We start from the raw sequence: 24,607 nt of genomic DNA, 5'->3' as shown, positions 1-24,607 counted from the left end.
ATTTTCAAATAAAAAAACTCCTTAGCAGTTAAGATTCAGGAGTTTTTGGTTTTTCGTTGTTTTGTGTTTTAGAATCGTATTTTATTTGTCATCAAGAGCCATCATAAATTCAATAATATCATTAATCTCCTGATCCGTAAGCTGCAGAGGCGCATCAGAAAGAGTCTGGTTTTCTACTTTAAATCCAAAAGCTTTTCCTCCACCTTTGTTATAGAAATTCATCACTTCTTTTAATGTTTTGTAACCTCCGTTGTGCATATAAGGAGCTGTTTTTTGAATGTTTCGGAGAGTTGGTGTTTTGAAAGAATGCTGCAAAGAAGGAACTGTTTCATGAAATTTTCCTCTTCCCGGATCGGCATCAAATGTTTTATTCTCTGCATTCAATGCCACACCCAATATTTCCTGCTCAGTTTTTTTGAAATTAGGAGGCACTGTACCATTGAATAAGGGAAGGAAATGACAGATGGTACACTGGGCCTTTCCCACAAAAAGATTGAAACCACGCTTTTGATTTTCTGTCATCGCTGATTTATTTCCTCTCATATATTCATCAAAATCTGAATTGAATTTTGCCAGCGAACGAATATAGCTCGCCAGTACATTCTGCAGCTGCCATACTTCAGTTTTTGGGGAGTGATAAATTTTTTTGAATGCTGCCTGATAATTTTTATCCTGATTGATTTTGGCAAGAATGATATTCAGGTCACCGTGCATTTCTTCTTTATTGGAGATCACATCTGAGCTTTGTCCTTCCAGATCATCCTTTCTCATATCCCAAAACTGGCCATGCTGATATCCTGCATAGTTGAGTGAAGGTGTATTTCTCGCCAGTTCTGAATTTTCAAGGGACATTGCTCTGGCAAGACCGTCTGTAAATGCCATCTCTGGAATATGGCATGTTGCGCAGCTTCGGTTATTGCTGTTGGATAATAATTTATCATTAAAAAGCTGATGTCCAAGAGCTGCCTTTTCTTCAGAGTAGGCATATTCTTTTCCGGGAGTGAAAGCATTAGGATTAAAAGCATTTTTACTAAAGAATGTATCTGCATTTTTGTTTAAAGCAGTGGTTACCTCAACATCAGGAATCTTCTCCTGATTTTTAAAATCAAGCATCAAAGTCGTGATCCTATTCAGATGATCCGGAATGAAATTGACGTAATCAAATGTGTTTTTGTCATGGTTTTTCTTCAGTACATTAATGGCTGAACTGATCTCTGCCAAAAGACTTTTTAGGGCTTTATTTTTCGAACGGTCAGTAGAGATTTGTTCTAAAGTTTCTTTTATTCCTTGCAGAGAAGATGGCATTTCCTCTAAAAATACTCCTGAAACGGGTGTGTCAAAACCAGAGATTCCTAAGCTGGAAATTCTGAAAGCTTCCTGTCTTAAGGCATCAAAAACCTGATCTTTACTGATCGTAATGACCTGAAAGTTGGTTTCTATGGTATTGCTTTTATTGATGAGCTTATTGAGCATCCTGATCACTTCCTCTTTATTTCCTTTATCATATGGATACAACATTTCTTCCAAAACCTGAAGCCCTTCGGGTTCTATTTCCGTATGTTCGTCCATCTCTATTTCAGGAAGGGCAGGGCCGTTGATAAACCTTGCGGAGTGGGGCTGGAAGTATTCTACCGCCCATTCCATTGTTTTGTAGGTTTTTCGGATATCCTGAAATTTTTGCTGAAGAAGCTTTTCATCAGCGTTTTTAGTAACCAGAATTTTCAGTTCGTTAATTTGCTTTTCGAAATCTGCATTGGTTTTGATAATCCTGTTTTTGACAGAACCAAGATCTTCGTATAGTGGCTGCTGCTTATCGTTTTTACAGTAATAAAGGGTAAAAAGCGCTGCTGCACAGTAAAGAAGAAGGAGTATTGGGTATTTTGAAAGCTTATTCATAGGTATGAAAAAGTATCAACAGAGATTTTCTATTGATACTTTAATTGGATATGAAGGAATTAAAACTATTTTTCTACGTTTCTGATGATTACAATCTGTCCACCTTCTTTATTGGTGTTGATTCCTGAACCGTCAGGATTTTTGAATTTATCCAGTTGCCATGTATGAGAATGGATATTCACAGAGAAGGTATTAGGAATTCCGATGATGTCTGAAATATCAACCATTGCTCCGAATTCCCATGAACCGAATTTCTGAAGATCTCCGGATTGGTTGTAAGCCGTCTGCCATGCAGAGTCACCTCTGTTGTGCTTCATATTCAGCCATGGTTTGTATTGTTTTGTTGCGATATTCAGCTGCCAGATATAAGAATCGTGGTTGGCGTTTTTGTAATAAGAATCTCCGTCTTCCTGAATGTACACAAAGTTTTCAGTCACACATAAGTTATCAGGATTTATAAGGTTATTTCCCGGATTAGAGTCTCCTTCAGCTACAACTTCCAGTTTACCTGTCATCATATTATTGGCGTTCAGAACAAGCTTGTAGACTCTTCCCCACATCGTTAATCCTGCTTTTGGATTCACACCATCAGAAGATTCACCTGTAGCGGTAAAGTAGATTTCTCTTCCTTTTCCTGCGCCTTTTCTGTAATCTACATCTTCCACTCTTGAAAAACGGATCGCATTATTATCGATGTTCTTTTGGTTGATCTGAGCTCCGGTAAGGTTTTTAGCGTTCGGAATTTCCACGAATTCTACATCATAGCTGTTTCCTTTTGTCATATCGGTTTCAGTATAGTTGCTGTTGGTTCTTTTCAAAGAATACAACTTGCCGTTATCAAGATCTCCCTGTGTATCCGCAACATACATGATCAATTGTCCTGCAGACTGGTGAGAAGAAGAATAAGACTGGTCTTCACCAATGATGATATAAGTTTTTCCGTTAGAAACATCTTTAGGAAGCGGAACTGCATTTTCCATAGAAGCCTTTCCTAATGCCGGCTTTACCCTTGTTTTATCAGTGGCCTGAGACACGGGTGCCAAAGGGTTTAAAGCATGTACCATACTTTCTTCACCTGATTCACCTGCGGTAAGGAATGCACTGAAACCATGAATTTCAGGAGTCGCTAATGTAGCGGAGCATAATCTTGTCATTCCTCCGGTTCCGTTTAAGATATATTCTCCTTTTACAGGCTTAAAAGTTTTGTCTAAATAGACTCTTGATACCGATTGCTTGATCTCATGGTTGGTAATCATCAGGTAACCGTCAGAGTTTGGATCTTTCATAAGTCCCATTCCGTCCGGCTGTCCTCCGAAAACGAAATCCGGTGAACCCGGAAGCACATCGGAACTGGAAATAAGGGTGGTTATATTTAAATTTTCAAAACCTTGCATTCCATAAACGAAAGCGGGTTCTTTAGAAAAATTTTCAAGTTTGATTTTGTCATTCACAGGGGTATTGGAATCCCCGTTATTGTCATCGTTACAGCTTTGAAAAACAATAGCTGCAAGGAATAGAGCTCCAATAGTTTGATTAATTTTCATAATTACTTTTTTTGAATTTCGATTATGGCAAAACTAAAGGTCTAGTATTAACTATGTTTTAATAAGACAAAACAATTAGTTTAATATTAAGGAATGGTTTGTTAAGATAAGGTCAATAATTAGAACGGGTATAAATAAAAAAGACTGTGATGAAATCTTAGTAATAAAGAATAGTATGGTATAGCGCAGAGTACGCAAAAGTTTTATTTCCTGCTTTTTTCGTTCGCAAAGGCATTCCATTTAGCAAAAAACGCAATCATTTCATAGCTGAGTGTAACGCCTTTGCGAACGTAAATATTGATGATAGCATGAGCGTTTCTTTGTGATCCTTAGCGTTAAATAAAACCTATATCCGGCTTGTGTAACCTTTTCCTAATTATTTTATTTTAATCTCCCACGGATTTCACGGATGACACAGATGTTTATGGGAAATTTGCTTTATCTGATGGAAGTGTAATTATTACTTACGCTTAGTCAGAATCAATGAAATTGATTTTCCTCTTTGCTCCCTTCCATACGACGTGCTATACGAAAAACTTTGCGTTAAGAATATAATAGGAGAGATAGGGTAAAAACAACTCCGGCTGTCTCAATTTTGAGACAGCCGGAGTTAAAATTTATAATAGAGGTTTCTATTTTAAATATTCAAAGCTTTTTGGTAAGCGTTTTCTAACCCTTCAAGGTTTTTACCACCAGCAGTAGCGAAACCTGGGTTTCCACCACCACCACCTTGGATTTCTTTAGCAAGGTCTTTTACGATAGCTCCAGCCTGGTAATCTGCAGCCAGATCATCAGAAACTCCAACGGTAATCATTGGTTTTCCGTCTGCATCAGAAAGTATAATCGTTACTGAAGTTGGGATTTCTCTCTTCAGCTGGAATACGATGTCTTTTACAGAACCTGCATCCAGAGAAGTTTTCTTTACTAAAAGCTGTTTGTTGCCTTTCTGCTCATATGAATTCTTCCATTCTCCGATTTCTCCTTTTGCTTTTTCCTTTTTAAGAGCATCTACTTCAGCCTTCAATGACGTATTTTCTTCGATCAGTTTTTCGATCGATCTTACCACATCTTTAGACTTTAATAATTGAGAAAGTTCAATGATCTGTTTTTCAAGATTGTTGAAATATTCTTCGGATTTATCTCCCGAAATAGCCTCAATTCTTCTGATTCCCGCAGCCGCAGAACCTTCAGAAGTGATCTTGAAATGACCAATTTCGCTGGTGTTTTTTACGTGAGTTCCCCCGCAAAGTTCTTTTGAACTTCCAAACTGGATCATTCTCACACTATCACCATATTTTTCACCAAATAAAGCCATTGCCCCTTTTTCCAGAGCTTCCTGAATCGGAATATTTCTGAATTCCTGTAAAGCAATACTTTCTTTGATCTTTTTGTTTACTTTTTCTTCAATTAATGCTAATTCTTCTTCCGTCATTTTGTTGAAGTGAGAGAAGTCGAAACGAAGATAATCAGGACCAACATAAGAACCTTTCTGTTCTACGTGAGTTCCTAACACCTCCCTTAAAGCTTCATGCAGAAGGTGAGTCACAGAGTGGTTGGCCTGAGAATTTTTTCTTTCAGAAGCGTTTACTTTAGCATAGAAAACAGCACCGGCATCTTTTGGAAGACCGTTGATCAAAGAAATAATCAATCCGTTTTCCTTCTTAGTCTCCAATACTTCAAAGCTTTCAACCGCATTCTCAAGAACACCTTTGTCTCCAACTTGTCCACCACCTTCAGGATAGAAAGGAGAATTGCTTAATACCACCTGGTAAAATTCTCCGTCTTTATTTTCTACCTTTCTGTATCTTGTGATATAGGTTTCGGATTCAATTTGATCATATCCTACAAAGTTTTCATCTCTTTCTTCCAGGGTAACCCAGTCATAAACTTTCTGAGCAGAATCAGCTTTTGAACGGAGCTTCTGTTTCTCCATTTCAGCTTTGAAACCTGCTTCATCAATTGTTAATCCTTTTTCTTCTGCAATAATTCTTGTTAAATCATCAGGGAAACCATAAGTATCATACAGTTCAAAAACTTCTTCACTTGGTAATACTTTCTGATTATTGGCAATAGTCTGCTGGATCAGTTTTTCTACTCTGATCAGACCGTTTTCAATTGTTTTTAAGAATGAATCTTCTTCACTTTTGATCACTTCAGCAACCAGTTTTCCTTGTTTTTCAAGTTCTGGAAAGAAAGCTCCCATTTGTTCCTGCAGAACAGCCACCAGTTTGTAAAGGAAAGGCTCTTTCATATCCAGGAATCTGTAAGAATAAGAAATTCCTCTTCTTAAAATTCTTCTGATCACATAACCGGCTCCTCCGTTGGATGGCAATTGTCCGTCTGCAATAGCAAAAGAAACTGCTCTGATGTGGTCTACCACAACACGGATGGCAATATCTTTTTCGTCTTCTAAAATTCCGGTATATTTTTTACCTGAAAGTTCCTCAACTTTAGCAATAAGCGGTGTGAAAACATCCGTATCATAGTTGGAAGACTTCCCTTGAAGTGCCATACAAAGACGCTCAAAGCCCATTCCTGTATCTACGTGCTGAGCAGGAAGTTTCTCTAAAGATTTATCTGCCTTTCTGTTGAATTCCATGAAAACCAGATTCCAGACTTCCACAACCTGCGGGTGGTCCTGATTCACAAGGGAAATTCCCGGAACTGCTGCTTTTTCTTCAGGAGTTCTCAGGTCAATATGGATTTCCGAACACGGTCCGCATGGTCCGCTTTCACCCATTTCCCAGAAGTTATCTTTTTTATTTCCGTTGATGATTCTGTCCTCTGAAATATGAGATTTCCAGAAGTCATAAGCATCCTGGTCTCTGTCCAGATTTTCTGAAGCATCTCCTTCAAAAATCGTTACGTATAAATTTTCTTTTGGAATTCCGTATACTTCAGTCAGTAATTCCCAGGCAAAAGCAATAGCCTCTTTTTTGAAGTAATCCCCGAAAGACCAGTTTCCTAACATTTCAAACATGGTATGGTGGTAAGTATCTCTCCCTACATCATCCAGGTCATTGTGTTTCCCTGAAACTCTCAGACACTTCTGTGTATCGGCAATTCTAGGGGAGGTAGGGGTTTTGTAGCCAAGGAAAAAATCCTTGAACTGCGTCATTCCGGAGTTGGAAAACATAAGGGTAGGATCGTCTTTCAGCACAATAGGAGCTGAAGGAACGATCAAGTGCTCCTTACTTTTAAAATAATCTAAAAATTTTTGACGTATCTCTTGTGATGTCATAGTATTGCTTTTGCTTTTTTAAATATCAAATTTTGATAAGATGCAAATTTAAGATTTTTAAGCGATTTGTAATAATTTTATGCTATGTTTTGAATGATAACGAGTTTGGCTAATGGAGGTGTGGTAAACCTTACAGGTTTTCAAAATCTGTAAGGTTTGAGATGGTAAGTTTGTAATGGCTGTAATCAATAATAATCGATCTCATTTTGCAATTTTCCATTTAACTTCCTACCTTCGTTGCGATCTGAAAAAAGACAAAAAATCCTTCCAATGACAAAAGATGAAGAACTGAAAAGCTGGATAGAACAATATTCAGGGCCGCTTTTGAAGCGCGCACTGTACGTACTATCAAATAAAGAAGATGCACAGGATGTTGTTCAGGAAGTTTTTCTTGCTGCTTACTCAGCTTATGATTCTTTTGAAGGGAAAAGCAATGCGCTTACATGGCTGATGGCTATTCTGAACAGGAAAGTTGCAGATTTTTACCGTAAAAAGTATAAATCTGAACCCAATATCCGACTCGATCATTTTTTTGATGAAACCGGATCATGGAAAAATAATGATGTTTTAAACGACTGGAATGTTTCTGGAGATGGTGATGAACTTTTAGACAGTATAGAATTTAATAAAACATTGGAAGAATGTATTGAAGAATTGCCTTCCAGATGGAAAATTCTGCTTAAAATGTATTACATCGAAGAAAAAAAAGCACCGGAAGTCAGTCAGGAATTAGAAGTTTCTACGACTAATCTTTGGAAGATTTTGCAAAGAAGCCGTATGCAGCTCAGAGAATGTCTGGAGTTTAACTGGTTTTCAAAATCATAAGAGAAATGATAAGAAGAATACTACATAAATTATTTTTACCATGCAGTGAAGCTACTTTACTGATGGAAAAGAGGAATGCGCAATCTATTTCTTCCAGAGAAAACAGGATGCTCAGCATGCATCTGATGATCTGTAAATGGTGCAGGATGTACAATGAAAAGCTTGCTCTTCTGGATAAAGCTTTTAAAAAGACTTTTTCTGAAAAAGAAACTGAAATTAATGATTCTGAAATTCAAGACTTTAAAAATAAAATGATCGATAAATTAAATTTCTAGGATAATTTCTGTCAGGATTTTAAAATAGCACCGACTATACTTTTGAAAACAATAAAGTATTCATTTAAAATCTTAAAAATATGGTCGGAACAGTACAGGAATCTAAAAATCAATTAACCCGAATCGGGTATTATATCTCCCTTTTCGGAGCAGCACTTATTTTACTGTGGATTGGTATCTTCAAATTCACTCCCACAGAAGCCGCTGCAATAAAACCCTTGGTAGAAAACCATTTCTTAACTTTTTTCGTATATAAAATTATAAGCGTCCAGGCAGTGTCAAATCTTATCGGAGTGATAGAAATTATCATTGCCTTACTCCTGATATTTAGTGCGAAATTTGCTGTATTGAAAAAGTATGCAGGGATAGGAATGATCGTAACCTTTCTGGTGACATTAAGCTATTTGTTTACAACACCGGGAATATGGAAAGTAGTGGACGGAGTGCCTGTGACGGATTTCTTTATTTTAAAAGACCTTATGCTTTTAGGATTTGGATTCATGATCGTTCAAAATAATAAGTAATGAATAAAAAAGTAAAAATGAAAAATATATTAATCGTACTTGGAGTCATTCTTGGTATAGCAGTCTTTGCTGCGGGGTCCGGGCTTTTCAAAAAAAACAAGCCTGATGTAGTGGAAGTAAAAAAAGAAAATGAGAAAATTATGGATAACAAAAACGTTAGAGAGATTTATTTTGCAGGTGGATGTTTCTGGGGAACAGAACATTTTTTTCAACAAATTCGTGGTGTTGTAGGAACAGAAGTGGGGTATGCCAACGGAAATACCCAAAATCCTACTTATGAAGAAGTGGTAAGTCATACAACAGGTTTTGCAGAAACCGTAAAAGTAAAATATGATCCTGAACAGGTAGATCTGAAACTATTGATTGATCTGTATTTTAAAACCATTGATCCTACAAGCAAGGATCAACAGGGAAATGACAGAGGAAACCAGTACAGAACAGGAATTTATTTCACTGATAAAAAGGATGAAGCGGTGGTAAAAGATGAAGTTCAGAAGCTGGCAAACAATTATAATAAACCAGTAGTCGTAGAAACTATTCCATTGAAAAATTTCTACAAGGCAGAAGATTATCATCAGGATTATCTGGATAAAAATCCGGGCGGTTACTGCCATATTGAACCGGGACTTTTTGAAATGGCGAAAAAAGCCAATCCACTTCCAAAGCCAACCTATCAAAAACAAGATAAAAAGGTTTTAAAAGGAAAACTGACTGAAGAACAATATAATGTTACCCAGGAAAACGGAACAGAAAGACCTTTTCAGAATGAATACTGGAACGAAACCCGTGAAGGAATTTATGTAGATATTACCACAGGAGAACCTTTGTTTGTCTCTACAGATAAATTTGAATCCGGATGTGGATGGCCAAGTTTCTCCAAACCGATTACCAAAGGTTTGATTGATGAAAAGCTGGATCGTTCCCATGGTATGGACAGAGTAGAAGTAAGAAGTAAAACCGGTGATGCCCACTTGGGACACGTTTTCACAGACGGGCCGCAGGATAAAGGAGGACTTCGTTACTGTATCAACAGTGCTTCTCTGAAGTTTATTCCGAAAGCGGAAATGGAAAGTAAAGGATACGGAAAATATCTTCCGTTGTTAGATAAAAAGTAATGTGAAAGGAAGGCTGCCTAAAAAATGTCATTCTGAACGAAATGAAATGAAGTGAAGAATCTCATAGGTCTACTGATTAATGAGATTCTTCCTTCGTCAGAATGACAAAAGCCAAATTATTGTGCTATCTGGCAGCCTTTTTATTTTGAATTCATAGTATAATTAAATCTACCAATCCCTTTTTCTCAGAATCCAGTACGAACCGAAGATGAAAACAGCACACCACACCAGGCAAGCGATAAGGCTTTCTGTAGGGTAGTGGAATTCATATTTTAGTCCCATCATTTTAGCCATATTTAATCTCATCATCGGGTTAGGAATTAGGCTGGACATACTTTCCAGGGGTAAAAGATGCGAAATAAAAAAGTCATTCTGAAGAACCTCATTTCTTTGCGGTCCCTGCATTCCTTTTACTTTTGAATACGTTTCAAGAGCGGTTAAAATTCCTTCGCCAATCCAGAAAACGAAAAGGGCAAGAAAAACAAAAACAGATTTTCTCAGTAAAATAGAAAGGAACATTAAGAAGCAAAAGAAGGTAAATAGCTTCACAAAATAATTTCCAATAAAGAAGATCTCAGCAAAAGCCTTTGTAGATTCCGTTGTATTCGAATATTGATATCCCAGAAACAAAGTAATTCCCAACACAATGGCTGTCGAAACAATAGTAAAAATGCTTATCGTCAATAATTTTGAAGTGATGAATTCCTTTCTGCTCAATCCATCAATCGTATTCTGCTTGAACATGCGGTTGCTGAATTCCTGGGAAATGGAGAAAACAATGATTAATCCCAGGAAAATTTTTAACAAAGCAACAATCCATGTGGTGAAATTCCAGATTTCGGGGAAATTATAAATCCCTTGTTCTTTTAAGTTAATGGTTCCTCCAAAAACATCAAAGTCGACCAATCCAATGAAAAGCAACGCAATAAGAATGGCAAAATAAAGTATCGTGAAAACCTTAAACGGTTGGTAGTTCAGGTTTTTGTAATATTCAAGTTTTAATAATTTGATCATGATTAATTAGTGTTTTTTACAAGTTCAAGGAATTGAGATTCAAGAGATAGCTTTTTTCTGGTCAAGTGGGACAGGTAGATTCCTTTCTCTGCCAGTTTCTGATTCATCGCTGAAGCTGAAATGGAAGCATCATCGCGGATCTGGGCTTTGATAAGATCACCTTCCTGATGGATGGAAGAGAACCACTGAAGCTCATTAAGAGCATTTAACAGCAATGTATTATTATCCGCTTTCAGTTCGAAATAGCCATTGTTGGACGTCATTTCATCCACTCTTCCACAATAAATAGAGTTTCCTTCTTTCAGGACAATCACATGGCTGCAGATTTTCTCAATTTCATCCAGAAGATGGCTCGCAATGATAATGGTGATTCCCTGCTTGGCAATATCACTGATGATTTCTCTGATCTGAATGATTCCTTCAGGATCCAGTCCGTTGGTAGGTTCATCTAAAATCATTACTTCAGGATTGTTGAGCATCGCTGAAGCTATGGCAAGACGCTGTTTCATTCCTAAAGAGAAAGTTTTGAAAGTATCTTTTCTTCTTTCATACAGATTAACCGTTTTCAGAACTTCGTCAATCCTTGAATAGGGCGTTTGCTTAATTTCAGCGACAATCTTAAGGTTGGTTTCTGCACTTAAATAAGGATAAAAGTTAGGCTGTTCGATAATTGCTCCGATCTTTTTCAAAGTATCAGGATCAGTTCCTTTTTTTCCAAACCAAAACCAGTCTCCGCTGGTAGGATTGATGGTTGAAAGCAGCATTCCGAAAGTAGTGGATTTGCCACTTCCGTTCGGACCCAAAAGGCCATAAACATTTCCTCTTTCGACATCAAAAGAAATATTGTTCACCACAACTCTCTTGAATTTCTTCGTCAAATTTTTTACTGATAAAATCTTTTCCATGTAATTTGTTTTACATAGTAGTAGTCTATATAAATTAGAGAATGTTACAGAATTATCATAAATCAATATTAATTTATGGACAAATACATTAAATTTGGTAGAATTAATCAACAGTTATGAAGCTAATTGAACTGGCAGAAGAATTAAATGTATCTGCAGAAGCCATCAAACAGTTTATCCAGGATTTTGATCTTGAACTGGTAGACTGTGTCAGTACAAATTTTGACGTAAAAGAAGATTTTGAAAAATTTGCCCGTGAGAATGTAGATTTTTTAAGACTATATGAAAAAGATCTTGATAAAAATAAAACACTCGAGCAGATTGCCGAAGTCATTAAGCAGCCAAAAGATAAGGTGGAAAAGGTGATCAAAGACAATAATCTCAATATTTTCGATAATGGTTTTTTCAAATCCTCTATATCAAGCTATGGAATTGATAACAAACTTGGAGGGAATTATCAGTTTGTCTACGATTATTTTGGGCATAAAACCAGTCTTCAGCAAAGAGATTTTATAGGGTACAGAGACCTTTTCTTTTATACATCCACTGTTTTGGAACCCTTCCTGAATCCACAGCAGATCAAAGACTGGGGCATCAATAAACCTGCGGGAATTATCCTGTATGGTCCTCCGGGAAGCGGAAAGATATTCTGGGCCAATAAAATTGCTGAAATCATCGGATATCAGTTTAAAGAAGTTAAAAAACACTATTTGGGAACTTCGCTGATTGACGGAAATGAGATCAATTTCAGTGATTTCCTGCTGAGTATGATGAAGGAAAACAAAATGCTGCTTTTCATGGATGATTTTGATGAAATTATGATGCAGAGAAGGGCAGAGACAGATGTTGCTTCCTGTAATCTTGAAGCTCAGGAATTGATTCTTCACTACATCGGAAAATTTGAAAAAGAAGGCGTTCTGATGGTTGGTTCTGCCAATTCCGTTTCAGAAATTGACGAAGAAATTCTTGCTCCGGGAAGATTTGATGTGATGATTCCCATATTTCCACCCAATGCTTCAGAGCGTTCAGAAATTATACTTTATGCCATGACCAGAGGGCTGGAAGAAGATTCTTTACTCTACAAAATACTTAAAAATAACAAAGCCGATAAGGTTCCTTTCTGGCATGAAATTTCTTCAAAGATGAAAGCTTTCAGTAACACAATGCTGATAGACTTCACTCAAAGCTTAAAGAAAAGAATTAAAAACCTTTATCAGAGAACCAGAAACGAAAAGCTGAAAATTGATCAGAAACTCTTAGAGAGTGCGTTGAGGGATGCCGGGTCAAAACTTACCGAAGAATATCTTGATCAGGTAGCAAGATTTCTTGCAGATGCTATTATCAATAATTTTGATGACTTCAGGTTTAGGATTCAGGCTCTGAAAAATGAACTGGAAACCTACAGAGTTGTCGAAGAGCCGCAAAGAGCAATCGGATTTCAGCATAATGAAGGAGATAAAGGATAAACTGTTTAAAGTTCAAGGTTTAAAGTTTAAGGTTTAAGGTTTTATAAAAATTACTCATTACCTATTACTCATTATTTATGAACAGTATTTGGGAATTGGATACATTCTACAGAAAAAGAGACATCATCATTATTGGTGCGGGGTTTTCCGGGCTATGGACAGCCATATCCATAAAGGAGAAGTATCCTGAAAAATCTGTTCTTATTATTGAACGGAATACCATTCCATTGGGTGCTTCCACAAGAAATGCGGGGTTTGCCTGCTTTGGAAGTCTTACCGAAGTGATTGCCGATTCTGAGAAAATGGGCTGGGAAAAAACACTGGAGCTCGTTACAATGAGATTTAACGGACTTCAGAAAATCCAGCATTATTTTAAACATGATGAAATTGATTTTGAACTGAATGGAGGTTATGAAATTGTAAACACTGAAGGGCCTTTAACCCAGATTGATGCTGTAAATAAAAAACTGAAAACAATAACCGGACTGGATCAGACTTATACTTTAAAACAGAATAAAATAAAGGAATTCGGACTTGGAAAATCTGTGTTCCTGATTGAAAATCCCTGTGAAGGAGGTCTTCACTCCGGAAAGTTAGTACAGAAACTACTGGAGAAATGCCACGAACTGAAAATTGAGTTTTTATTTGGAACGGAAGTTCAGAGTATTGTAGAAACAAACAAAGTTGAAGTTCAGCTTTCAACAGATCTTTCTGTAATCGCCGACCAGCTTATTTATTGTACCAATGCATTCACTTCAAAATTTCTGGAAAAAGAAAATATTATTCCTGCCCGTGGACAGGTTCTTCTGACAGAACCTATAGATGGATTAAAGCTTAAAGGAACCTTTCATTACGATGAAGGCTACTATTACTTCAGAAACTTAGGGAACAGAATATTGCTTGGTGGCGGAAGAAATCAGGATTTTAAAACAGAAGAAACGACTGCTTTTGAAACCACAGAATTTCTGCAGAATCACTTAGAAAACTTTTTAAAAGAAGTTATACTTCCCAACGATGAGTTTAAAATTGCCCTTCGCTGGTCGGGAATCATGGCTATGGGCGAAGAAAAGTCACCTATTGTAAAACAAGTTTCTGAGAGACAGTTTTGTGCGGTAAGACTTTCAGGAATGGGCGTTGCTTTAGCTCCGAAAATTGGAGAAATGATAGCAGAAATGATATAAATACCACGGCTGATACCTATGAAATACTTGCCCTTTGAACGTATTACTTATAAAACAAACTTATCTGAAGAGGAAGTTTTAACAAGACTTTCCGGTTTTGTAGAACCCAAAAAATTCGGGTTAGGGAGAAATTATATAAAAGAATATGAAGGATCTATCCATAATAATAGCTTTGAAATAAGCAGAGTTATTCAATACAGGAATTCTTTTCTTCCTCAGATAAACGGTAGAATTCAAAATGGAAATGATGGGGTAAAAATACAGGTGACTCTATCATTACATGCATTTGTATCCTTTTTTTTAATAATCTGATGCTCATTTGCCTTGCTTTTCTTCATAGGTGTTTCTATAAGAGATATAAGAGCAAAAGAAATATCTGTAGAACTTTTTCTTCCATTATTGATGCTTTTGTTTGTCTATGCTTTAACTATAGTTAGGTTCAAATCGGAAAGTAAACAAGCAAAGGAATATCTTAGAAGAAGCTTTGACGCCGAAATAATAGAGGAATAGTTTCTCTTAAATCAGATTCTGAACCTCCATTAAATTCCCAAAAAAATCCAGTATCCCAAAAACTCGAATCCCGAACCCCGAAAACTAAGAACCCGCACCTCGCCACTCTAAAAGAATTCCTTATTTTTGCAAAAAAGAAACATTCGTGATTAACAACGACCAGATAAAAGAAGTTCAATCCAGAATTGAAGACTTACACAGATATCTTCAGATTGAAAAAAAGAAGATTGAAATAGCCAATGATGACGAAAAAACTGCGGCACCTGAATTTTGGGACAATCCAAAAACGGCTGAAGCATTTCTAAAACAGCTTCGTTCCAAGAAAAAATGGGTAGAGGGTTATGACGAGATTCAGACACAGTTTGAAGATCTGCAGGTTTTGGCTGATTTTGCTAAAGAAGATCCGGATTCTGAAAAAGAACTGGATGAAACCTTCCCGCAATTGGTGGAAAAAATTGAAGATCTGGAATTCAAAAATATGCTTTCCAACGAAGGTGATGAACTTTCTGCAGTGCTGCAGATTACAGCAGGAGCAGGAGGAACAGAAAGTTGCGACTGGGCAGCTATGCTGATGAGAATGTATACGATGTGGGCAGAAAAACAAGGCTATAAAATCCGTGAACTGAACTTCCAGGAAGGTGATGTAGCAGGTGTGAAAACTGTTACCCTTGAAATTGAAGGCGAATTCGCTTTTGGATATTTAAGAGGTGAAAACGGAGTACACCGTTTGGTAAGGATTTCTCCTTTTGACAGTAATGCAAAACGTCATACAAGTTTTGTTTCCGTATATGTTTATCCATTAGTAGATGATACGATTGAAATTAATATCAATCCGGCAGATATCAGCTTTGAAACCATGAGAGCTTCCGGAGCTGGAGGACAGAACGTCAACAAGGTGGAAACGGCTGTACGTCTTCGTCACGCACCAACAGGAATTATCATTGAAAATTCAGAATCCCGTTCTCAGCTTCAGAATAAAGAAAAGGCTATGCAGCTCCTTCGTTCAAGACTTTACGAAATGGAACTGGAAGAGCGTATGAAAGCCAGAAATGAAATTGAAGCCAACAAAATGAAGATCGAGTGGGGAAGCCAGATCAGAAACTACGTCATGCATCCGTACAAGCTGGTAAAAGATGTACGTTCCGGTCATGAAACTTCAGATGTGGATGCCGTAATGAACGGAAATATCACCCCATTCCTGAAAGCATTCTTAATGGCCGATGGAACGGCAGTTTCCGATGATGATATGGACTTATAAAAATCATGTTTGAATTTTAGTTAAAATCTTATAATTAATTTTTGTTTCAGACATTTTAGACTTACTTTTGTTGTTCATCGATATTTATGGAAGATTTCAATAGCTGGAAGGATTTATTAAACCCGGAGTTTTATATAAAAATGGGAGGGTTTTGGCTGATTTTGTTTATTGTTTTTGCTGAAACAGGTCTTTTTGTAGGATTTTTTCTACCTGGGGATTCACTATTGTTCGTTTCGGGAATTTATGCTGTTGAAATCATCAAAGAGACTTTTGGCTCTACAGGGAGCGATTTCTTAGATACTACACTTTTAGCTTCCGGAGTGGCTCTTGCTGCTATAATAGGAAATGAAGTAGGATATTATTTCGGAAGAAAAGCAGGACCCGCTTTATACAAAAGACCAGATTCAATGCTTTTCAAGAAAAAATACCTTTATCAGGCACACGATTTCTTTGAAAAACATGGAGCATTAGCTGTTATTATGGCAAGATTCTTACCGGTTGTAAGAACTTTTACACCCATTGTAGCAGGTATTGTAAAGATGGATAAAAAAGAGTTTTTAAGAGATAATATTATTGGTGCTGTATTATGGTCATTCATTTTGATCTTTGCAGGGCATTATCTGGATAAACTTTTCATGGAACAGTTTGGAATCAACTTAAAACAAAAGCTGGAATACATCATTATCGTCATTGTATTGGTAACCACACTTCCGGTCATCTTCAAGTTCGTTTTCGGAAAAAAAGAAGATCTTGCTAAAAAATACGAAGACCAGGATTTTGAATAAATAAGAAATTCAATCAAAAATATAGAGCCGTCTCATTGTTGAGATGGCTTTTTTATTGCTTGTAAATATTTTTTTAAAACACAAAGATTAATTTGTATTGAGTATTATTTTAAGAGAGCAAAGGTAGAAATCAATAAAATTGATTCTTTCTAAGCGTATGGATATATATTCGTGAGCTTCATCAGTGATAAAGTCACGACTTCTTTGCTTTCTTACAATAATGAGTTGTAATTATTTATCCTTTGCGTTTAATAATCAAATAAATTCTGTTAGATATCTTTACTTTTTTATCCATTCCAGAATATTCGGGTAGATAATACTGTCTCTTTTTCTTTTACTAAAAAACCTTGGTGCATGTCCGGCTCCTTTCATGAAAATGAATTTGTGTGGAATGTCCATTTTTGTAAGTGCTGAGTCCATAGCAATTCCCTGATGTTGATTCACCAGTACATCATTATTTCCCTGAAATAACAGGGTCGGAACATTTGTAATATTGGCAATGGGGCTGGCTTCTTTAAAGGCTTCAGAGATATTTTTCCGATCAAACTTAGTCCCTACTACCTTTTGAAAAGTAGGAGAAGTGTATTTGGAATAAAAAGATTTAAGATATTCAGAGCTGTAAAAATCTGTAGGTCCGCTTAAAGAGATGATTTTTTTGATCTGTTCAGGATGCTGATATCCGTACAGTAAGGCGAGATGTCCACCGGCACTTTCTCCCAACAGAATATAATTGTTAGGCTGTAGTTCTGCTTTTTCTGCCAGAGAATTGAATTTTTCAATGACGAGACCAATATCTTCGAGCTGTTGTCTATAAGTGATTTTCTCCTTTGTAGAAACCAATCTATAGTTCATGCTGATGCTTGGAATTCTATTTTCAAAAAGCATCTTCTGAACCTGAATCATATGCTCTTTTTTACCCAAAGTCCAGGCTCCACCATGAACGATAAGAACTACAGGAGAATCTTCAGCGTAGTCTTTGGGAAGAAAGACATCCATTTTCTGTCTCTTATGCTCACCATATTTCAGATTGTAAATCTTCTGTTGTCCTCCCGGACCTACCCAAACTCTGAATTTCGTATTACAGGACTGCAGAAGGAAACCAATGCATCCCATGACGAAAAAATGATACCGGAGAATGAGCTTTTTCATTACTTAAATTTACGGAAAATTCTATTGATGATGAAGCAAAAAGGTTTAATTAAAGCTTTTCCGCTGTTTTTGATGACAACCCTTTTTTGATGGTAATAACGCCTTTTTCACCTTCTTTGAAAATGAAAGAAATCTCAGTGTCATCATCCTGAAGGAAAAATGCATCTTCTTTTTCAGCTAAAATTCTGACTTTAGGATCTTTATTGTTCTGCATAAAAAGCTGCCCGTTTTCGTACAGAATATGGATAATGCTATCATCTGAAAGCTGATAATCTCCCACGTATTTTTTAAGGACATCAGGACTCAATACTACTTCTTTCTTTGGCTCTGGAAGTGTGTATGGTTGTTTTAAGAGAGCCGCTAAAATAGTATTACCTGCTTTCTCCAGTTTTTTACTCGTGATATTGTTCAGAAGGATAATGCAGAGATCATCCTCCGGAAGCATGGCAAAATAACTTGTAGAACCCTCAATATTTCCACCATGGTTAATGAGTTTTTTCCCATAAAGATCATCAATAAACCATCCATAGCCGTAGCCACTCAAATAAGGCGTGGTTGCTTTTTTAAATGCTTCTTTGGAAACAATTTTATAATCTCTCAATCCAATATAGTAATGGTACAGATCTTCAACGGTACTGTAGATTTGTCCGGCAGGGCCGGTTAATGTAGAATTCCAGACTTGTGTTTTTTCCTGTTTTGTGTTTGAAATATAAGAATAGGAAACTGTTTTGTACGGGCTTTTCAGAGCTAGGTAGTTAAAGCCGGTGTGAGTCATCTTCAGAGGATTTAGGATGAATTTTCTTACAGCATCTTCATAAGAAAGCCCTGTGATTTTTTCAATGATAAGTCCTAATAGGATATACCCTGAATTGGTATAAGAAAACTGAGTTCCGGGCTCAAAATCCAATGGTTCATTTTTAAAAAATGAAAGTTCTTTATCTTTTGGTATGGATTTTCCGGTGTGAAGAAGATTGAAATACTCTTTATTTCGCAATATTTCATAAATTCCCGAAGTATGAGTAAGGAGATTTTCAATAGTAATTTCATTTCCTCTAGGATAATCGGGAATAAACTTTGAGACAGGATCTTTAAAAGAAAGTTTTCCTTCTTCACTTAGCTTCACAATGATCAAGGCTGTGAAAGATTTGGTTAAAGAAGCAATCTGATACACACTTTTGTCCTGATTGGAAATCTTTTTTTCTGCATCCTGCCAGCCGTATGATCTTTCAAAAATGTTTTTATGCTGATAATGGATCAAAGCAGTTCCATTAAATTTATTAATTGCTGCAAATGCTTTTATAATGCGGTCTATTTCTTCTTTCTTATTTTCCTGGTTAATCGTACTGAGATGATTTTCTGTCTGAGCTTTCAGAGTAGAGTAGAATGTGCTGAACAAACAAAATACGCATCCTAAAGCTAAAATATGAAATTGACGTTGCATAGGTATCAGATTTTAAAAACGGTTAAAATTACAGGTTTTCAGCGTAGCGGCTCAAAGAATTATTATATCTGGGCAAATGTTTTGATACTGCTTTCAATGCTAAAGACAGTGCTTCTTTGTATTCTCCTGATGAAGAAAGGGACAACGCTAAAAAAGAATCTACTGCATCATCCAGTTCATCAGAATAATGGGCTTTTTCCTCCCTTAAAATATGGATACTTTCTTCTATTTTTCCATTATTTCTTAAGGTGCTTGCCAGCTGAATTCTGGCTCTTCTTCTTCGTAAGCCAGTTAATCCTTTTTCTAATGCTGATCTGTACAATGGTTCTGCTTCCTGTTCATGTCCGGTAGAGTCAAAAGCGCAGGCTTTTTCAAAATCAGCAATAGCCTGGGAATCCGTTTCTGTAAGTAATTCTACATGATTTTTAATTTGCCCAATAAACTCTTCACTACTTATAGTTCCAAGTTTTAGCCATATACTTTGTAATTGGTTTTCCCAGTTTTTATCCATTGAATAGATTTTAAACAAAGATATAAAATATTGAAAGTGAAGAATTGTGTAATGATTATTATAATTTTCAAAATTATTGTTAGATTATGAATCCAAAAACGGAATTAAATAATTATTTTTGCTGAACTTAACAAAGATTAAAAAATTATTAAAATATGGCATCAGGCTTTTTTGCAATTTTGGATGATATTGCAGCATTGATGGATGATGTAGCGGTTACCAGTAAGGTTGCTACCCAAAAGACAGCAGGAATTTTAGGAGACGACCTGGCTGTAAATGCAGAAAAAGCCACTGGCTTTCTTTCCTCAAGGGAAATTCCCGTTTTATGGGCAATTACCAAAGGATCATTTATCAATAAACTGATTATTCTTCCTGTCGTTTTTTTACTTAACTGGTTGTATGCTCCGGCTATTAATTATGTATTGATTCTTGGAGGATTTTACCTGGCTTTTGAAGGTGTTGAAAAAGTAATAGAATTTCTTTTTCACCGTGACAAAAAGGGTCATGAAGTTGTAGAGGAAATTGAAGAAGACGAAAAAAGTTCTGAAGAAATTGAAAAAGAGAAAGTAAAATCGGCAATTACAACTGATTTTATTTTATCCATCGAGATCGTTATTATTGCTTTAGGAACGGTATTGGAAGAAAGTCATCCTTTCATTACGCAGATTTTAGTAACGAGCTTGGTTGCATTTATCGCTACTGTTGGAGTGTATGGAATTGTAGCTTTGATCGTAAGAATGGATGATGCAGGGTTTAAATTAATAAAGAAAAGTAAGGATAAAGGTTTTTTCGGGGGGCTTGGACATCTATTAGTAAAGGCTTTACCTATTGTTATTAAAATATTAGGAGTCGTAGGAACAATTGCTTTAATAATGGTTGCTGGTGGAATTTTTCTGCATAGGATTGAATTTTTCCATGGTATATTGCCAACCTGGCCAGATGTTTTGAAAGAGCTTACGCTTGGCGTTGTAGGTGGATTGGCAGCGGTTGCCGTATTTACTTTAGGAAAGGGAATCTATTCCTTAGCGACAAAAAAATAAAACAGAATTAGAATTAAATAACCAAAAAAATCCTGTGCTCGAGAGAGTGCAGGATTTTTTATATTTAGATTTAAACCTTGAATATAAAACTTTGAACTTTGAACAAAAAAAGAGACTTTTTACAAGTCTCTTTTTCTATATTAATTGAATAAATCTTTTACTTTATCAAAAAAAGTTTTTTCCTTTCCGGATGGTTCTGCAACCATTTCTCCGCTGGACATCTGCTTTTCAAAGAAATCTTTCTGCTCTTTAGTAAGCTTTTGTGGAGTCCATACATTGATGTGGATAAACATATCTCCTTTACCATAACTGTCGATGCTTGGAAGTCCTTTTCCAGCTAATCTCAGGATCTTTCCGGATTGAGTTCCCGGATCAACAGTAATTTTTACTTTTCCGCCTACAGTAGGAATTTCTTTCTTCGTTCCTAAAGCAGCTTCAGCAAATGAAACATACAACTCCTGGTGAAGATTATCGCCCTCTCTCTTGATCACCTGATCTACTTCCTCTTCAATGATCACCAATAGATCTCCCGGAACACCTCCAAATGGAGCGTCATTTCCTTTTCCTCTTACATTAAGCTGGATACCATCTCTTGCTCCTGCCGGAATGTTGATTGTGATTTCCTCTTCATCTTTGATAAGACCCTGTGCATTGGCTCCTGCAGGAATTTTGTCAGCAACTTTTCCAATTCCCTGACAAGTACTACATGTAGTTTGGGTCTGCATTTGACCGAACATGGTATTCATTACTTTTAACTGAACACCGGAACCGTTACAGGTAGGACATGTTTTTGAAGTGGCACCTTCTGCCATCTTCATTTTCTTTACTTTGATGGTTTTCTGAGTACCATTTACCATTTCCTCAAGGTTCAGCTTGATTCTGATTCTTAAATTAGAACCTTTCACCTGCTGACGGCCTCCACCGCCTCCACCGCCTCCACCGAATCCTCCGAAACCACCACCGAAAATATCTCCAAACTGGCTGAAAATATCTTCCATGTTCATTCCGCCTCCAAAGCCTCCGCCTCCGAAACCACCATTTCCACCCATTCCGGCATGTCCGAACTGGTCGTATCTTGCACGTTTCTGATCGTCGCTCAGAACTTCGTAAGCTTCAGCAGCTTCTTTAAATTTTTCTTCAGCCTCTTTATCTCCCGGATTTTTATCCGGGTGAAATTTGATGGCCATTTTACGGTATGCTTTTTTTATTTCGTCGGCCGATGCAGATTTGCTGATCTCAAGAACCTCGTAATAATCTCTTTTTGACATGACAACTTTATAATTGATTGTTGATAAATGATAAAAGATATTGTAAAGCTAATAAGTGAAACATTCATCAATTATCACTCACCATTTATCATTTATGAATTTTAATTTCCTGTTACTACTTTTGCAAAACGGATCACTTTATCATTTAAAGTATATCCTGTTTCAATAACGTCTACGATTTTTCCTTTCAAATCTTCCGATGGAGCAGGGATCTGAGTAATCGCTTCATGGAAATCAACATTAAAGCTGTCACCAGCCTTTACTTCCATTGTTTTTAGTCCTTTTTCGGTAAGTTTATTCTTGAATTTCTGATAGATAAGTTCCACACCTTGCAGGTCAGCCGGATTTCCATTTTTAGCGATTTCTTTTAAAGCTCTTTCAAAATCATCCAAAACTCCTAACATTGAAACCATCATTTCCTGGTTGGCATACTGGAAGAATTCGATCTTCTCTTTGCTCGTTCTTTTTTTATAGTTTTCGAATTCAGCATACAATCTGATGTAACGGTCTTTTTCTTCTGCCAAAAGTTCCTCTGGAGAAGGAGCTACTGTCACATTGTCCTGAGACGTTGCGTCATTCTGAACATTGTTTTCTTCCTGATTATTGATGCTTTCTTCGTTAATATCCTGGTTTTCCATAATTCAATATTTATTTACTGATTGTTTGACAAAGAGCCTGCCAAATCTAAAATCTGGACATTAAGGCAGAAAAAGGAGTAATGGTGAATTGTGAATACGTCAATCCGCTTCGCTTGTGAATTTGTAGGTGTGTAATTTTAAAAAATTGACTTTGCGAAACAAAAATTGACTATTGATCATTCACTTATCAATGGTGAAGGTATCAATCCGCTTCGCTCGTGAATTTTGGAAAGTGTAAGTTTAAATATTGACTTTGCAAAGCAAAAATTGACTATTGACTATTCACTTATCAATGGTGAAGGTGTCAATTCGCTTCGCTTGTGAATTTGTTGTAGGATAGGATAAAAAAATTGACTTTGCAAAGCAAAAATTGACCATTAACCATTCACTTATCAATGGTGAAGGCATCAATCCGCTTCGCTCGTGAATTTGTTGTAGGATAGGATAAAAAATTGACTTTGCAAAGCAAAAATTGACTATTGACCATTCACTTTAATTATGTTCAATGTAAATACGTCAATCTGCTTCGCTTGTGAATTTTTCCCAGTGTGGGATTAAAAATTCACTTTGTGAAACAAAAATTCACCATTGACAATTCACATATATGGACTATTCTCCTGTAAATGTCTGATATAACAGATAAAGGTTTAAAACAATAATTATAATGGAAATAATCCATACGCAGATTTTAAGGAAAGGCTTATTCGCGAATTCTCCCATTTTAGCTTTGTCATTGGTAAACATCACCAATGGAACAACTGCAAAACTCAGTTGCATAGAAAGAATTACTTGGCTTAAAACCAATAATTCAGTGGTTCCCTGTTCTCCATAAAGAATGGCAACAATAAGTGCTGGAATTACAGCAATAAGTCTGGTGATCAATCTTCTCAGCCATGGTTTTAATCTGATATTCAGGAAGCCTTCCATGACGATCTGCCCGGCAAGAGTTCCAGTTAATGTTGAATTTTGCCCGGATGCTAATAAAGCAATGGCAAACGCAATACTTGCCATAGAAGCTCCCAGAATAGGAGTTAACATTTTATAGGCATCATGAATATCCGCCACATGTTCGTTACCTGTAGTATGGAATGTAGCAGCAGCCAGAATAAGGATGGCTGCATTGATGAAAAATGCCAGCATTAATGAAACCGTACTGTCTATGGTGGCAAACTTTATGGCTTCTTTTTTTCCTTCGGTATCACGGGTATAATCTCTGGTCTGTACAATACTGCTGTGCAGATACAGATTGTGTGGCATTACGGTAGCTCCTAAAATTCCGATTGCTATATAAAGCATGGCAGGGTTCTGAATGATTTCCTTTTGTGGAACCAAACCTCCCAGAATCTCATTAAAAGCAGGTTGCGAAATGATAATTTCATACACGAAACACGCCAGAATAATGAAGATAAGTCCTCCTACAATACTCTCAATCCATCGGAAACCTTTAGACTGAAGTAAAAGAATGATTAAAACGTCCACTGTTGTAATGACAATTCCCCAGGTCAGCGGGATATGGAATAACAGGTTTAATGCAATAGCTGAACCGATAACCTCAGCGAGATCACAGGCGGCAATAGCTATTTCACAGAATACCCAGAGAATAAAATTAGTGGTAGGACTGAAGTGGTCTCTGCAAGCCTGAGCAAGATCTCTTTCTGCAACAACACCCAATTTTACGGATAAGTGCTGTAAAACCATTGCAAAAATATTGGAAATAAGGATAACCGAAAGGAGTGTATAACCGAATTGAGCTCCCCCGGCAATATCTGTAGCCCAGTTTCCTGGATCCATGTAACCTACTGCAATCATCAGCCCCGGTCCTGCAAATGCAAGATATTTTCTCCAAAAAGTTGCATTTTTAGGGACTTTGATGGATGAATAAACCTCTGATAAGGAATGGTTGGTTTTATCTTTTCGCCAGGCGCTTTTTATATTGAAATTCATAAATGTTAGAAATGACTAACAAATTTAATTAAATAAATGTAAACAGAAAAATCATGACCTAAAAAAATCCCGGAAAT

General features: G+C 36.6%; 21 protein-coding genes. 10 read left to right on the top strand and 11 right to left on the bottom strand.

Features of this window, described 5'->3' with window-relative positions; all coding sequences use genetic code 11:
* Positions 1-81: 81 nt before the first annotated feature.
* The 3 genes from ACMA47_RS04475 to alaS all read right to left on the bottom strand — a co-directional run bounded on the left by ACMA47_RS04475 (position 82) and on the right by alaS (position 6,681).
* On the bottom strand, positions 82-1,896 hold the full coding sequence (locus ACMA47_RS04475) for a cytochrome-c peroxidase (protein WP_413928840.1): 1,815 nt from the start codon (positions 1,894-1,896) through the stop codon (positions 82-84).
* Positions 1,897-1,961: 65 nt separating this feature from the next.
* Complete coding sequence (locus tag ACMA47_RS04470; RefSeq protein WP_413928839.1) at positions 1,962-3,440, bottom strand: alkaline phosphatase PhoX; 1,479 nt, start codon at positions 3,438-3,440, stop codon at positions 1,962-1,964.
* A 637-nt stretch (positions 3,441-4,077) separates the two neighbouring features.
* Positions 4,078-6,681, bottom strand: a complete 2,604-nt coding sequence (gene alaS / locus ACMA47_RS04465; protein ID WP_413928838.1) for an alanine--tRNA ligase — start codon at positions 6,679-6,681, stop codon at positions 4,078-4,080.
* 270 nt (positions 6,682-6,951) lie between these two features.
* Between alaS and ACMA47_RS04460 the strand changes: the two genes are divergently transcribed.
* The 4 genes from ACMA47_RS04460 to msrB all read left to right on the top strand — a co-directional run bounded on the left by ACMA47_RS04460 (position 6,952) and on the right by msrB (position 9,420).
* A complete protein-coding gene (locus ACMA47_RS04460; protein ID WP_413928837.1) occupies positions 6,952-7,506 on the top strand; it encodes a sigma-70 family RNA polymerase sigma factor in 555 nt (184 codons plus the stop codon).
* Positions 7,507-7,511: 5 nt separating this feature from the next.
* Positions 7,512-7,781: a hypothetical protein gene (locus ACMA47_RS04455; RefSeq protein ID WP_413928836.1), complete on the top strand. Its 270-nt coding sequence runs from the start codon at positions 7,512-7,514 to the stop codon at positions 7,779-7,781.
* 80 nt (positions 7,782-7,861) lie between these two features.
* Positions 7,862-8,305 (top strand): DUF417 family protein, encoded by a 444-nt coding sequence (locus ACMA47_RS04450; protein ID WP_413928835.1) that lies wholly within the window; start codon positions 7,862-7,864, stop codon positions 8,303-8,305.
* Between the two features lie 17 nt (positions 8,306-8,322).
* Entirely contained in the window at positions 8,323-9,420 is a 1,098-nt protein-coding gene (gene msrB / locus ACMA47_RS04445; RefSeq protein ID WP_413928834.1) for a peptide-methionine (R)-S-oxide reductase MsrB, read from the top strand.
* A gap of 168 nt (positions 9,421-9,588) precedes the next feature.
* Here msrB and ACMA47_RS04440 read toward each other — a convergent pair whose 3' ends face one another.
* Together ACMA47_RS04440 and ACMA47_RS04435 are read right to left on the bottom strand one after the other, a co-directional pair.
* On the bottom strand, positions 9,589-10,434 hold the full coding sequence (locus ACMA47_RS04440) for an ABC transporter permease (protein WP_413928833.1): 846 nt from the start codon (positions 10,432-10,434) through the stop codon (positions 9,589-9,591).
* A gap of 2 nt (positions 10,435-10,436) precedes the next feature.
* Positions 10,437-11,339 carry an ABC transporter ATP-binding protein gene (locus tag ACMA47_RS04435; RefSeq protein ID WP_413928832.1) on the bottom strand — a complete coding sequence of 301 codons (903 nt, stop codon included), beginning with the start codon at positions 11,337-11,339 and terminating at the stop codon, positions 10,437-10,439.
* Between the two features lie 116 nt (positions 11,340-11,455).
* Here ACMA47_RS04435 and ACMA47_RS04430 point away from each other — a divergent pair, with 116 nt between their 5' ends.
* From ACMA47_RS04430 to ACMA47_RS04410, 5 genes are all read left to right on the top strand, one after another.
* The gene (locus ACMA47_RS04430; RefSeq protein ID WP_413928831.1) at positions 11,456-12,805 is read left to right on the top strand and encodes an AAA family ATPase; all 1,350 of its coding nucleotides are present in this window, start codon (positions 11,456-11,458) and stop codon (positions 12,803-12,805) included.
* A gap of 77 nt (positions 12,806-12,882) precedes the next feature.
* Entirely contained in the window at positions 12,883-13,986 is a 1,104-nt protein-coding gene (locus ACMA47_RS04425; RefSeq protein ID WP_413928830.1) for an NAD(P)/FAD-dependent oxidoreductase, read from the top strand.
* Between the two features lie 18 nt (positions 13,987-14,004).
* Entirely contained in the window at positions 14,005-14,298 is a 294-nt protein-coding gene (locus tag ACMA47_RS04420) for a hypothetical protein (RefSeq protein WP_413928829.1), read from the top strand.
* Positions 14,299-14,641: 343 nt separating this feature from the next.
* Complete coding sequence (prfB, locus tag ACMA47_RS04415) at positions 14,642-15,754, top strand: peptide chain release factor 2 (protein WP_079240982.1); 1,113 nt, start codon at positions 14,642-14,644, stop codon at positions 15,752-15,754.
* 86 nt (positions 15,755-15,840) lie between these two features.
* The gene (locus ACMA47_RS04410) at positions 15,841-16,539 is read left to right on the top strand and encodes a DedA family protein (RefSeq protein WP_034697501.1); all 699 of its coding nucleotides are present in this window, start codon (positions 15,841-15,843) and stop codon (positions 16,537-16,539) included.
* Positions 16,540-16,818: 279 nt separating this feature from the next.
* Here ACMA47_RS04410 and ACMA47_RS04405 read toward each other — a convergent pair whose 3' ends face one another.
* From ACMA47_RS04405 to ACMA47_RS04395, 3 genes are read right to left on the bottom strand one after another with little or no spacing between them, the layout of a single operon-like run.
* On the bottom strand, positions 16,819-17,688 hold the full coding sequence (locus ACMA47_RS04405; protein ID WP_413928828.1) for an alpha/beta hydrolase: 870 nt from the start codon (positions 17,686-17,688) through the stop codon (positions 16,819-16,821).
* Between the two features lie 49 nt (positions 17,689-17,737).
* Positions 17,738-19,129, bottom strand: a complete 1,392-nt coding sequence (locus ACMA47_RS04400; protein WP_413928827.1) for a serine hydrolase — start codon at positions 19,127-19,129, stop codon at positions 17,738-17,740.
* Positions 19,130-19,157: 28 nt separating this feature from the next.
* Entirely contained in the window at positions 19,158-19,640 is a 483-nt protein-coding gene (locus tag ACMA47_RS04395; protein ID WP_413928826.1) for a tetratricopeptide repeat protein, read from the bottom strand.
* A gap of 155 nt (positions 19,641-19,795) precedes the next feature.
* On the opposite strand from ACMA47_RS04395, the gene ACMA47_RS04390 reads away from it, so the two are divergent.
* Positions 19,796-20,680 carry a DUF808 family protein gene (locus ACMA47_RS04390; protein ID WP_413928825.1) on the top strand — a complete coding sequence of 295 codons (885 nt, stop codon included), beginning with the start codon at positions 19,796-19,798 and terminating at the stop codon, positions 20,678-20,680.
* A gap of 140 nt (positions 20,681-20,820) precedes the next feature.
* Here the strand turns inward: ACMA47_RS04390 and dnaJ are convergent, their stop codons facing one another.
* The 3 genes from dnaJ to ACMA47_RS04375 all read right to left on the bottom strand — a co-directional run bounded on the left by dnaJ (position 20,821) and on the right by ACMA47_RS04375 (position 24,530).
* Positions 20,821-21,948 carry a molecular chaperone DnaJ gene (gene dnaJ / locus ACMA47_RS04385; RefSeq protein ID WP_413928824.1) on the bottom strand — a complete coding sequence of 376 codons (1,128 nt, stop codon included), beginning with the start codon at positions 21,946-21,948 and terminating at the stop codon, positions 20,821-20,823.
* Between the two features lie 101 nt (positions 21,949-22,049).
* Positions 22,050-22,589: a nucleotide exchange factor GrpE gene (locus ACMA47_RS04380; protein WP_413928977.1), complete on the bottom strand. Its 540-nt coding sequence runs from the start codon at positions 22,587-22,589 to the stop codon at positions 22,050-22,052.
* Between the two features lie 606 nt (positions 22,590-23,195).
* Positions 23,196-24,530, bottom strand: a complete 1,335-nt coding sequence (locus ACMA47_RS04375; protein WP_079240989.1) for an Nramp family divalent metal transporter — start codon at positions 24,528-24,530, stop codon at positions 23,196-23,198.
* Between the last annotated feature and the right edge of the window lie 77 nt (positions 24,531-24,607).

Source organism: Chryseobacterium sp. T20, from assembly GCF_047345655.1.
Taxonomy (GTDB): domain Bacteria; phylum Bacteroidota; class Bacteroidia; order Flavobacteriales; family Weeksellaceae; genus Chryseobacterium.
This window is presented reverse-complemented; position numbering and strand designations above follow the sequence as displayed.

Bases quoted from the DNA above. Each gene is read 5' to 3' on its own strand.
- ACMA47_RS04475 (WP_413928840.1), bottom strand. From the start codon at position 1,896: ATGAATAAGCTTTCAAAATACCCAATACTCCTTCTTCTTTACTGTGCA.
- ACMA47_RS04470 (WP_413928839.1), bottom strand. From the start codon at position 3,440: ATGAAAATTAATCAAACTATTGGAGCTCTATTCCTTGCAGCTATTGTT.
- alaS (WP_413928838.1), bottom strand. From the start codon at position 6,681: ATGACATCACAAGAGATACGTCAAAAATTTTTAGATTATTTTAAAAGT.
- ACMA47_RS04460 (WP_413928837.1), top strand. From the start codon at position 6,952: ATGACAAAAGATGAAGAACTGAAAAGCTGGATAGAACAATATTCAGGG.
- ACMA47_RS04455 (WP_413928836.1), top strand. From the start codon at position 7,512: ATGATAAGAAGAATACTACATAAATTATTTTTACCATGCAGTGAAGCT.
- ACMA47_RS04450 (WP_413928835.1), top strand. From the start codon at position 7,862: ATGGTCGGAACAGTACAGGAATCTAAAAATCAATTAACCCGAATCGGG.
- msrB (WP_413928834.1), top strand. From the start codon at position 8,323: ATGAAAAATATATTAATCGTACTTGGAGTCATTCTTGGTATAGCAGTC.
- ACMA47_RS04440 (WP_413928833.1), bottom strand. From the start codon at position 10,434: ATGATCAAATTATTAAAACTTGAATATTACAAAAACCTGAACTACCAA.
- ACMA47_RS04435 (WP_413928832.1), bottom strand. From the start codon at position 11,339: ATGGAAAAGATTTTATCAGTAAAAAATTTGACGAAGAAATTCAAGAGA.
- ACMA47_RS04430 (WP_413928831.1), top strand. From the start codon at position 11,456: ATGAAGCTAATTGAACTGGCAGAAGAATTAAATGTATCTGCAGAAGCC.
- ACMA47_RS04425 (WP_413928830.1), top strand. From the start codon at position 12,883: ATGAACAGTATTTGGGAATTGGATACATTCTACAGAAAAAGAGACATC.
- ACMA47_RS04420 (WP_413928829.1), top strand. From the start codon at position 14,005: ATGAAATACTTGCCCTTTGAACGTATTACTTATAAAACAAACTTATCT.
- ACMA47_RS04410 (WP_034697501.1), top strand. From the start codon at position 15,841: ATGGAAGATTTCAATAGCTGGAAGGATTTATTAAACCCGGAGTTTTAT.
- ACMA47_RS04405 (WP_413928828.1), bottom strand. From the start codon at position 17,688: ATGAAAAAGCTCATTCTCCGGTATCATTTTTTCGTCATGGGATGCATT.
- ACMA47_RS04400 (WP_413928827.1), bottom strand. From the start codon at position 19,129: ATGCAACGTCAATTTCATATTTTAGCTTTAGGATGCGTATTTTGTTTG.
- ACMA47_RS04395 (WP_413928826.1), bottom strand. From the start codon at position 19,640: ATGGATAAAAACTGGGAAAACCAATTACAAAGTATATGGCTAAAACTT.
- ACMA47_RS04390 (WP_413928825.1), top strand. From the start codon at position 19,796: ATGGCATCAGGCTTTTTTGCAATTTTGGATGATATTGCAGCATTGATG.
- dnaJ (WP_413928824.1), bottom strand. From the start codon at position 21,948: ATGTCAAAAAGAGATTATTACGAGGTTCTTGAGATCAGCAAATCTGCA.
- ACMA47_RS04375 (WP_079240989.1), bottom strand. From the start codon at position 24,530: ATGAATTTCAATATAAAAAGCGCCTGGCGAAAAGATAAAACCAACCAT.